The organism is Neomesorhizobium albiziae, assembly GCF_900114255.1.
Lineage (GTDB): Bacteria > Pseudomonadota > Alphaproteobacteria > Rhizobiales > Rhizobiaceae > Neomesorhizobium > Neomesorhizobium albiziae.
The window spans coordinates 23,898-33,255 of record NZ_FOSL01000033.1 but is presented as its reverse complement, the minus strand read 5'-3'; the positions used below and the strand labels follow the sequence as shown (position 1 = coordinate 33,255).

Below are 9,358 nucleotides of genomic sequence, written 5' to 3'. Positions count from 1 at the left end.
AGTAGCTGGCGTCCACATCAGGTCTCTCCAATCAGGCTTCGACACCCGTTGGAATCACGACCGCGCCAGCTGCTCAACCCCCTTGGCGCGATCCAAAATTGAGCCCATGTTGGTGTGGATGTAGATTCACACGAACCCACTAACACATTGAACTACAATGACATAATCACAGCAAAACGGCTGTTTCTCGATTTGGCAGGATACGGAAAGATGTGATACAAATTTTCCGAAGCGGTCCCAGACTTCATGGTCGCCTGGGATTAAGCGTCCGAATCACATCAATCCTTAAGCCACGTCCGTCACAACCATGAGCGTCTGCCAGCAAAGCCAAGCTCCGAAATTTCGGGACGGGCTCTCAGCGCCACGCGGATTGCGCTGAGTTATTTGGAGTCTGCGTTCGAAGGCTCTGAAACCCCCATTTAGTCGATAACACTGTATCCATCGTGTGGATGCGTTCCATCAAAACAATCGATTTTACGAAGAATGGCGGACATGAAAAAACGTCACTCGGGAGGCGACGTTTACAGGAGCTCTCTAGTCGTAGGGACGATGGGGGCGAAGTCCTTCTAGATCTGACGCCAACGGCACACCACACTCGATGTAGTCCGCTCGCTTTCTTACCATCACTCGAGGCACAAATACCAGCTAAGCCGGTGCATACAGCGAAGATTGCATTGCGTTTATAGCGCAGCGTACAGAAAGCATTTGCACCTGACGCTGACCGCTCCTGTCAACAGCGCTTCATCACGGAAATATCAGGAATGAGTTCACCCCGGCGTACGGCATTCATTACAGGTATCACTGGCCAGGACGGCGCGTTGCTTGCCGAACTGCTGCTTTCGAAGGGCTACATGGTGCATGGCCTGAAGCGGCGGGCCTCGCTGGTCGGGAATACCCAGCGTATCGACCATCTCTATCAAGACCCGCATGAGGACCATCCCGACATGGTCCTCCATTACGGGGACATGACGGATGCGACGAACTTGATCCGTCTCCTGCAGGACACGCAGCCCGACGAAATCTACAATCTCGCTGCGCAAAGCCACGTGCAAGTCTCTTTCGAGACCCCCGAATATACGGCCAACGCCGATGCACTCGGCACGCTGCGGTTGCTGGAAGCGATCCGCATTCTTCGCCTCGAGGACAAAACGCGGTTCTACCAGGCCTCCACATCCGAACTCTTCGGTTTGGTCCAGAATGTCCCGCAGGTGGAGACTACTCCGTTTTATCCACGCTCGCCGTATGCGGTGGCGAAGCTCTACGCCTATTGGATCACGGTGAACTACCGGGAGGCATACGGGCTCTACGCCAGCAACGGGATTCTGTTCAATCACGAAGGACCGACGCGCGGCGAAACTTTCATCACGCGCAAGGTGACCCGTGCAGTTGCTGCGATTATGGCCGGCAAACAGGACTGCCTCTATCTCGGAAACCTGGAGGCAAAGCGCGACTGGGGCTCGGCGCGCGACTATGTTGAGGGCATGTGGCGCATCCTGCAGCACCACGAGCCTGACGATTTTATGCTCGCGACCGGCGAGACGCATTCGGTCCGCAGCTTTGTCGAGGCTGCCTTTAGGCGAGTCGAGAAGGAGATCGTCTGGGAGGGCGAAGGCGTTGACGAGGTGGGCCGCGAACGCAGGAGTAACCAGGCGCTGATCCGTATCGACAAGCGTTATTTCCGTCCGACCGAGGTTGACCTGCTGATCGGCGACGCCTCTAAGGCGGCCACCAAGCTCGGTTGGAAGCCAAAGACCACTTTCGATGAGCTCGTCTCGGAAATGGTCGAGGCCGATTGCCGCGCCTACGGAATCACGCTCGATTAACGTGAAAAGATAATGATTTCGCTGGAGGGCAAACGCATTTGGGTCGCCGGCCATCGCGGCATGGTTGGGTCTGCACTGGTGCGCCGGCTGTCCGGCTTGCCCGAGGTAAAGATCCTCACGGCGGACAGTCGTGATCTCGACCTGACCGATCGCGCAGCGACGACCGCCTGGGTCCGGACACAACGTCCTGACCTGGTTTTCATGGCTGCCGCCAAGGTCGGGGGAATTCTGGCCAACAACGAACGTCCAGTCGACTTCCTCCAGGACAATCTCGCGATCGAGCTCTCTACGATCGCGGCCGCATTCGAGGCGTGCGTCGAGAAGTTCATGCTGCTCGGCTCGTCCTGCATTTACCCCAAATTTGCGGCACAACCGATCCAGGAAAGCTCGCTGATGACCGCGCCGCTGGAGCCGACGAACCAGTGGTACGCGATTGCCAAGATCGCCGGAGTGATGCTGTGCGACGCTTACCGTCAGCAGTTCGGGCGTAGCTTCATCTCGACTATGCCGACAAACCTGTACGGGCCGAATGACAATTTCGACCCGCTTGCGGGCCATGTGATGGCCGCGACGATTCGAAAGATCGTGGACGCACGGAGTGCCGGGAGAAATCGCGTCACGATATGGGGTAGCGGGTCGCCGTTGCGCGAATTCATGCATGTCGACGACCTTGCCGACGCACTCGTCTTTCTGATGGAGCGCTACGATGAAGCCGGGCCGATCAATGTCGGCAGCGGCCAGGAGATATCGGTTCTTGGCCTCCACCAGTTGGTGGCGGAACTGTCCGGATGGCAAGGAGAATTTGACTTCGATCGCTCCAAGCCGGACGGCACGCCGCGAAAGCTCATGGATTCGAGCCGCCTGACAGCACTTGGTTGGCGGCCACGGATCGAACTACGCGACGGTCTCCGTCAGATGATAGACATCTACGGAAGCACCATTGCTGTTCGACCAGCCTCGTTATGATCTTGTGAGCTGGTCCGTCGGAAGTTCTCGTCAGCTAACTTTGCGCACATCTAGACCAGTCTCCTCATCGAAAGCCGATCACCGGAGCGCGGACTTCTTACTATCAAGTACGCCCTGGTCGCGAGGAACACGACGGCGACGGTCGTCGTAGTCGGCTTCGTTTGTTTAGGCTTGTCGCTGGCCTCCGCTTCGTCGATGTAGGCTTTAAGGTATTGGACTTCGGCATTGACGAGAAATCACGCTCAAAAACGGGCGCCCTTATATCGAGTACCTGGGCGAAGCCACGATCAGTTCCAGCGTTGAGGCAGCGTTTCAAGCCACGATGGACTTCTCGAGAATCGTCGAGACGGGCGTCGTCATCATCTGTGTGCCAACGCCCCTCAGCAAGAATCGCGAACCCGATCTCCGCTTCGTCGTCAATGCGACCCCAGTCGATCGCGCCATTCCATCGCCGACCAACGAAGGGATTCAGCCTCGCATCGCCGTAGCTGATCCATCTCCTCCGGTCGGCGCCGACGTTGCCGGCCTCATGACCGCGCTTTATCTCGCGCCCGAACCGGCCGTCTTGCTGTCCAGCGCGCCACTAGGATGCGAAGCCTCCGGCACGCTTGCCCAGGGTGGACTTGCGGCGTCCCTCGGCGCCGAAGACAGCGTCGATTTGCATCCCTTTTCCTCACCCAACTCCCTGTAGCACCAGAAAACACCTCGGCTAAGTTTGCCGGCGTCGGATATTTACAGATCGGGACAGTTTGTCCGCCGCGGGTGCCCTGTTTCGCTGATTTTCGACCGGATGGGGCACCGCTGGTCGAATTGAGCCTACCTCGCTACCATTCCGCTGCCCGATTCGGAGGGTGCGATCCAAGATATTACAGAAGCCGGGTCTTCCAGTATGCTGGCCCGCTTGCCGAAACCGATAAACGCGTTGCGTGCCACGCTAACCGGCTTGTGGCCGTCGTGCGCGTCATAGCACGCTTTGAGTGCAGTCTCATGGATCAAATCTCGACGGCTTTCGGGCCATTCTTCGAGAAAATCAATTGCGCCATCGACGCTGACAATTTCTCGCACAATGTAATTCCCGTCCTTCACCAAAACGGGGCTGCTGAATGTGGTGGCGTTCATCAATCCCTCCAATTTTTTGAATGGCTCAATTGCGTGAAGAGGTCGCTGTCAGCAACCATCGCAGAACGCAATGTCATGCAGATGACGGTGGAGAGGACGCTTGATGCTCATCCTCAGCCTTCGCACGCCACCGTCACCGACTTCGCCTGGAATGAGCCAGGCTCATCGCTCTCGTCCATCAGGACCGGCCTCATCAAATCCCAAGGCGACAAGGCCGAGGAAGGGCAGCCTCGCTCGCGCAATAACGCCGCCGCGGTTTATCAGTCTCGATCACAACCGGCACCTTGGCCGTTTGCCGAACTCCTGTCCCCACAAAGACGTCGGCACGATCATCGCCGCCGAACAGTAAGGCGCGGGCTAGACACCCCTCTTGTTGCCCCAGAGCAGAACGTGCAGCTGCGGCAGCACGCGGGCTTCGAACCACCTGTCGCTGGTCACCCTTTCAACCAGCCACTCCATGCGTTTCATTATTCCGCCCAGGTCGACAGACGCGTCTTCATTGCCAGGGCGTGGCGGCGTGTGATTGCCGGGCTGCAGATAGACCGGAAGTCGCGGAAATCGCGCGGCGGCGTCTTTCGCGTAGGCGTAGTCACTCTCGTCGAAAACAACGAGCTTGAGCACGATTTGCGGCTTCTCCTGCGCCGCTTGGACGCACGCCTGGACAGCGGCCCAATCGGTCGTCATTTCGCTTGACGGAGGCTTTGGGCTGAGGACCAGCACGTCAAGGTCGGCAAACCAGTCCCTGACCACGGAACCTTGGGTTTCCAGCGCAAAACGGTAGCCTTCATCATGACCTCGCTCGATGAGCGCACCGAGCGGCTGAATGGCCGGATTGCCGCCTGACAGCGACACCATCATCGGGCGGCCACCAGAAAGCGCAACGACGGTTTGCCACACCGCGTCGATGGGCATCATCTCCCATTCATGGCGGAATTGATTGTCCACCGCATGCAGGCTGTCGCACCAGGAACAGCGATAGTCGCACCCGCCGGTTCTGACAAAGACGGTCGGCAAACCGATAAGCACGCCCTCGCCCTGGATCGTCGGCCCGAAAATCTCGCTCACGCGGATTGCGGGATGCGTACCGGTCATGGCCGGTATTCCGCCCAGGTCTTTGGCGTTTCGCTCACCCGCACGGCCGAGGTTTCGGGCAGGCGTGCCTTGCACCATTCATAGAAATGTCTGGCCAGGTATTCCGCCGTGACTTGCTCATGCCCCAGCACGTCGTTGAGATGTCGGTGATCGAAGCTCTCGTCGATATAGCGTTTGAGCGGCGCCAGATCGTGATAGTCGCGCACGAAGCCGTGCCCGTTCATTTCCTTCGCCGCAAGCTCTACTTCGACGATATAGTTATGCCCGTGCAGGCGCGCACACTGGTGGTCGGGCGGTAATGAGGTAAGCTGATGCGAGGCTGAGAAGTGGAATTCCTTGGTGATGCGGAACATTACGCCCTCCTCCTCCTCCGCAGCGCATCGAGCCAGAAGTCGGAGTCCTCGTAGTCGGTGGGGTCCGGGTGCCCCGTGAGATGAAACGCCTCGCGCCGCTCGACGCACGTTCCGCACCGCCCGCAGTGACGCTCGCCGCCCCTGTAGCATGACCAGGTCTCCGCAAACGGCACTCCGTATGTTGTCCCGTCCGCAACGATGTCCGCCTTCGTGAGGTTCACATAAGGAGCGTATAGGCGGATCTTCGCGTAGCCCTCGAGCGCGCGGTCTTGCATCATCTGGAAAGCGTCGATGAAGGCAGGACGGCAATCGGGATAGATGAAATGATCCCCACCATGCACGGCCGTTGCCACCGCGTCGGCCTTGTGCGCAGCGGCAAGGCCGAAGGCGATTGCCAACATGATGGCGTTCCGGTTCGGCACCACTGTGACCTTCATCGTGTCTTCGGCGTAGTGCCCGTCCGGCACGTCCACATTGTCGGTCAGCGCGGAGCCGGAAAGGCCGCGCCCGATTTCGCGGATGTCGATGATCCGGTGCGGGACGTTCAGTCGCTCCGCGCAAAGGGCGGCGAAGCTCAATTCCTTCCTGTGCCGTTGGCCGTAATCGAAAGATAGCAGACCGGCGAGCTCGTGCTCCGCTGCCACCTTGTGAGCAAGGGAAACGGAGTCCAATCCGCCGGAGCAGATGACGAGAGTCTTCATCGTTGGGGTCCTTGTTTTAACCGGGTAGGCTGCGACCGGAGATTACTCTGCACTCCCAGTACCCCAAGGAGTCTACTTTGTGAACGGGGGACGAGTTTGATGCGCTGACGTGCCGCGGTGCGGCAGGGCGCTGTCAGGCAGGGCTCCCAGTTCGCAGGAAAGGCGCCTGTCCCGGTTCCGGAGATCGGACACGGAAGTTCATCTCTCGGTAAAGAAACCGACCATCGGCTCCCAGCGCCGACTCGTCAGGGCGCGCGTCAAGTCCATTGCTGAAGCGAAGCCCCACGCCGAGACCGGCGAGTATCACCTGCTGCCCCGACGCGCTGGATGCTCGGCTCGGCGACACCGACCTGGTCAATGCGCTGGCGGAAAATCTCCAGGCTCTGCTCGACTGCGGCGTTGACGCGATCCTGGATACCTCCCTCTGTGAGAGTCAAGCGCATCGCCGGCACGGCACGAACGTCGCAATCTGTCGAGCGTCAGCCGTTGCGAAAGGTGTAGCTGTAACCGTTGATCGCTGGCGCGCCGCCGAGATGCGCGTAGAGGACCCTCGATCCCTCTGGAAAGAAGCCTTTCTGGACAAGGTCAACCATCCCTTGCATCGATTTGCCCTCGTAGACGGGATCAGTAATGATACCCTCGAGCCGCGCGCACAGGCGGATGGCCGCCTTCGTTTCTTCGGATGGAATTCCGTAACACGGGTACGCGTACTCCTCCAACAACACCACGTCCTCCTCGACGATTTCCGTGCCAAGATCGACGAGCTTCGCAGTATGTTGGGCAATGTTTAGCACCTGCGCCTTGGTTTGGGCGGGGGTGGCGGAGGCATCGATACCGATCACGTTACGCTGTCGGCCGTCCTTGGCGAATCCGACGAGCATGCCGGCATGCGTTGAACCCGTGACCGTGCAAACGACGATGTAGTCGAAGGCAAACCCAAGCTGTTTCTCCTGAGCGCGCACCTCCTCCGCGAACCCCACGTAGCCGAGGCCGCCATATTTGTGAACGGAAGCCCCAGCTGGTATGGCATAGGGCCTGCCGCCTCTCGACTTGACCTCATCGAGCGCCTGTTCCCAACTGCGGCGGATACCGATGTCAAATCCTTCGTCGACCAGGCGCACCTCTGCTCCCATGATGCGGCTCAGGAGAATGTTGCCGACCCGGTCGTAGACGGCGTCCTCATGCAGCACCCAGTTCTCCTGGACCAGGAGGCATTTCATGCCGATCTTGGCTGCCACCGCGGCGACCATTCGCGTGTGATTGGACTGCACGCCACCAATGGACACAAGCGTATCGGCATTTGACGCGATCGCGTCGGGGATGATGTATTCGAGCTTGCGGAGCTTGTTTCCGCCGAACGCGAGACCGGAGTTGCAGTCCTCGCGTTTGGCGTAGATTTCCACCTTTCCCTCAAGATGCTTGCCGAGGCGGCCGAGCTTTTCGATGGGTGTGGGTCCAAAGGTGAGCGGGTAGCGTTCGAATTTTTCCAGCATGTTGTCTCCAGCGATACGTGATTGAGCTGAAATTGGCTATGCACAAGTCATTCTAAGAGGCGCGTTTGATTTGAGGTCAGCTGCGCTCGCCGATATCCCAGAAGAGCCCCGCATTATTTCCAGCGCCTCGTTCGTCATCGAGACGAAGCAACCCGCATGCCGCGTGCTCCGAAGTCTCCCAATGCCTATGGAACCGAAAGGCTGCATCTCCCTCGGCGCTAGAGTGACCGGAATGCGGTCGCCTCTGACCATACCAAGCACGGTATTCCTTCAACGATCAGCTCAATGTTCATGGTTGGTCCAAAGTGGCGTGAATCTGAGCACTGATCTTGTCACGGCCTCCTAAAGGGAGCGGCGATAGCCCGCGCATTTGACCAAGCTGGAGCCTATCTGAGGATTCATTCCTCACCCTCATTGTAGTCTGGCGACTCGTGCCGATCCTCCTGGCTACTACCGAAATGCTCAGCCCTTTGGCCAGCTCCGCGAGCGCAGCTAGACCGCCAGACCAGAAAGAGCACGCTTCCGAAATAGGCGACCTGAAGAAGCAGCGAAAAAGCCAGCGTTGTGAGGATTGCCGTGCGGATGGAATGCAAGACGAAGTAGACCGTTAGAGCGTTGGCGCACAGGACCAGCCGCAGGACGCGATAAAAGATCCTAAAGGGCAACGCCGTTCTCCTGGTTTTGTCCGTCAGGTCAATGCAGCGAGCTCATCGGCCGCGACATGGGTCTGGCAGTTCTTCGGGCAGACGCGGGCGCAGGCTCCGCAGCCAATGCAGCGGCCGGCATTGTCGACGACCATGATCATACGATTGAGCTCGCCATCGAAGTCGTCGTCCTCGCCGTCGCAGGCGCCGAGGACTTCACCCGCGTCATCGACGCCGCAAAGGTGCATGACCTCGCGCGAGCAGACCTTGAAGCAGCGGCCGCAGCCAATGCAAGTGGCGCCATCGATAGCGGTCAGATATTGCGGCATCCATCTGGAGCCGTCGCGGGTGACGAAAGCGCTCATCGTGAATTCTCCAAGGCAGCGAGCTCTCTCTTGGCCGCGTCCAACTCGGCAAAAACGTCGAAGGTTTTCTCGGCGACCGCCTTGATCTCGGTCAAGTTGACCGGGAGGTCCTCGGCGAGGTCGTGCAATTCCATCTTCGCAGTTCCCGCACGCGACTGCAGCTTGCGGACTTTCTTCTGCAGCTCCTCAAGGTCCGACATGATCCCTTCCTCGAAAATCGGTTTCATCACGCCCGCGCCACGTCGGGATAGGCTTCGATGGCCGCGACCGCATCGCCGGCCAGTTTCGTACCGGCGGCGGCCAGTTTCCAGAACGTCTCGAAGCCGAACCGGTGCGTCGCGCAAGGTCTTCGACAAAACGACCAACCGCCCGGCCGTGAAAAGCACGCGCCCAAAGCCCTCATGGCTCATCTCCATCATCTGCGATGCCATCAGGCCGGAGCGCTCCTCGATCGCAAGCCCCACGGCCGTGTAAAAAATGTCGAGCCTCCACAGCACGTCCGGGTCGGGATCGCCGATGATCGGGATCGCACGCTGCTGTTCCTTGGTGATGATGAAGTCGACCAGCAGTTCGGGGTCCGATTTGCCTTCCCATCACCCGTAGGAATCCTGAGCACGGATCAGCCGCACGAGGCATTTGACGAACGGGGTGGCAAGCGCCGCCTCGTCCTCGGCGACAGCAGGGCTAACCGCGGCATCAGACATTTCGCTTTTCTCCATTTCGGGGTGTCCACGGCGACGGCGAGTGCAGATTGGCTCCGAGGAGCTTCGCGAAATTTGCCGCGTTTCCCGCGACTTTCTCC

At 59.1% G+C, this 9,358-nt stretch carries 10 protein-coding genes and 4 pseudogenes; 4 read left to right on the top strand and 10 right to left on the bottom strand.

The genetic code is table 11. The features are described from left to right. The first annotated feature begins 761 nt into the window (after positions 1-761). From gmd to F3H98_RS32655, 4 genes and pseudogenes are all read left to right on the top strand, one after another. Positions 762-1,823 carry a GDP-mannose 4,6-dehydratase gene (gene gmd / locus F3H98_RS27580; protein WP_149763805.1) on the top strand — a complete coding sequence of 354 codons (1,062 nt, stop codon included), beginning with the start codon at positions 762-764 and terminating at the stop codon, positions 1,821-1,823. Between the two features lie 12 nt (positions 1,824-1,835). Next, positions 1,836-2,789, top strand: a complete 954-nt coding sequence (locus F3H98_RS27575) for a GDP-L-fucose synthase family protein (RefSeq protein WP_149763803.1) — start codon at positions 1,836-1,838, stop codon at positions 2,787-2,789. A 235-nt stretch (positions 2,790-3,024) separates the two neighbouring features. Then, positions 3,025-3,204, top strand: a pseudogene (locus F3H98_RS32345) (UDP-N-acetyl-D-glucosamine dehydrogenase); the annotation flags it as partial. 51 nt (positions 3,205-3,255) lie between these two features. Beyond that, positions 3,256-3,453 (top strand): annotated as a pseudogene (locus F3H98_RS32655) (hypothetical protein); the annotation flags it as partial. A gap of 152 nt (positions 3,454-3,605) precedes the next feature. Here F3H98_RS32655 and F3H98_RS27565 read toward each other — a convergent pair. The 10 genes and pseudogenes from F3H98_RS27565 to F3H98_RS27520 form a co-directional block, all read right to left on the bottom strand. After that, on the bottom strand, positions 3,606-3,908 hold the full coding sequence (locus tag F3H98_RS27565) for a DUF982 domain-containing protein (RefSeq protein ID WP_149763799.1): 303 nt from the start codon (positions 3,906-3,908) through the stop codon (positions 3,606-3,608). A gap of 357 nt (positions 3,909-4,265) precedes the next feature. After that, complete coding sequence (gene queE, locus F3H98_RS27560; protein WP_149763797.1) at positions 4,266-5,000, bottom strand: 7-carboxy-7-deazaguanine synthase QueE; 735 nt, start codon at positions 4,998-5,000, stop codon at positions 4,266-4,268. Further along, a complete protein-coding gene (gene queD / locus F3H98_RS27555; RefSeq protein WP_149763795.1) occupies positions 4,997-5,353 on the bottom strand; it encodes a 6-carboxytetrahydropterin synthase QueD in 357 nt (118 codons plus the stop codon). The genes queE and queD overlap by 4 nt, the downstream gene beginning before the upstream one ends. Further along, positions 5,353-6,054 carry a 7-cyano-7-deazaguanine synthase QueC gene (gene queC / locus F3H98_RS27550; RefSeq protein WP_149763793.1) on the bottom strand — a complete coding sequence of 234 codons (702 nt, stop codon included), beginning with the start codon at positions 6,052-6,054 and terminating at the stop codon, positions 5,353-5,355. Before queC ends, queD begins: the two co-directional genes overlap by 1 nt. Before the next feature lie 311 nt (positions 6,055-6,365). Further along, positions 6,366-6,497, bottom strand: a pseudogene (locus F3H98_RS32445) (hypothetical protein); the annotation flags it as partial. A gap of 36 nt (positions 6,498-6,533) precedes the next feature. Beyond that, entirely contained in the window at positions 6,534-7,547 is a 1,014-nt protein-coding gene (locus tag F3H98_RS27540; protein WP_149763789.1) for a 1-aminocyclopropane-1-carboxylate deaminase, read from the bottom strand. Between the two features lie 398 nt (positions 7,548-7,945). Further along, complete coding sequence (locus F3H98_RS27535) at positions 7,946-8,140, bottom strand: exopolysaccharide production repressor protein (protein ID WP_244621938.1); 195 nt, start codon at positions 8,138-8,140, stop codon at positions 7,946-7,948. A gap of 95 nt (positions 8,141-8,235) precedes the next feature. Continuing rightward, positions 8,236-8,556 carry a ferredoxin III, nif-specific gene (fdxB, locus tag F3H98_RS27530; RefSeq protein WP_149763785.1) on the bottom strand — a complete coding sequence of 107 codons (321 nt, stop codon included), beginning with the start codon at positions 8,554-8,556 and terminating at the stop codon, positions 8,236-8,238. After that, positions 8,553-8,756, bottom strand: coding sequence for a CCE_0567 family metalloprotein (locus tag F3H98_RS27525; protein ID WP_149763783.1), 204 nt, complete (start codon positions 8,754-8,756; stop codon positions 8,553-8,555). Before F3H98_RS27525 ends, fdxB begins: the two co-directional genes overlap by 4 nt. 26 nt (positions 8,757-8,782) lie before the next feature. After that, positions 8,783-9,260: pseudogene (locus F3H98_RS27520) on the bottom strand (NifX-associated nitrogen fixation protein). Positions 9,261-9,358 lie beyond the last annotated feature (98 nt).

What these genes read in the sequence shown, in the direction of transcription:
- F3H98_RS27565 (WP_149763799.1), bottom strand. Translation starts at nt 3,908, where the DNA reads ATGAACGCCACCACATTCAGCAGCCCCGTTTTGGTGAAGGACGGGAAT.
- queC (WP_149763793.1), bottom strand. Translation starts at nt 6,054, where the DNA reads ATGAAGACTCTCGTCATCTGCTCCGGCGGATTGGACTCCGTTTCCCTT.
- F3H98_RS27525 (WP_149763783.1), bottom strand. Translation starts at nt 8,756, where the DNA reads ATGTCGGACCTTGAGGAGCTGCAGAAGAAAGTCCGCAAGCTGCAGTCG.
- queE (WP_149763797.1), bottom strand. Translation starts at nt 5,000, where the DNA reads ATGACCGGTACGCATCCCGCAATCCGCGTGAGCGAGATTTTCGGGCCG.
- F3H98_RS27575 (WP_149763803.1), top strand. Translation starts at nt 1,836, where the DNA reads ATGATTTCGCTGGAGGGCAAACGCATTTGGGTCGCCGGCCATCGCGGC.
- F3H98_RS27540 (WP_149763789.1), bottom strand. Translation starts at nt 7,547, where the DNA reads ATGCTGGAAAAATTCGAACGCTACCCGCTCACCTTTGGACCCACACCC.
- gmd (WP_149763805.1), top strand. Translation starts at nt 762, where the DNA reads ATGAGTTCACCCCGGCGTACGGCATTCATTACAGGTATCACTGGCCAG.
- queD (WP_149763795.1), bottom strand. Translation starts at nt 5,353, where the DNA reads ATGTTCCGCATCACCAAGGAATTCCACTTCTCAGCCTCGCATCAGCTT.
- fdxB (WP_149763785.1), bottom strand. Translation starts at nt 8,556, where the DNA reads ATGAGCGCTTTCGTCACCCGCGACGGCTCCAGATGGATGCCGCAATAT.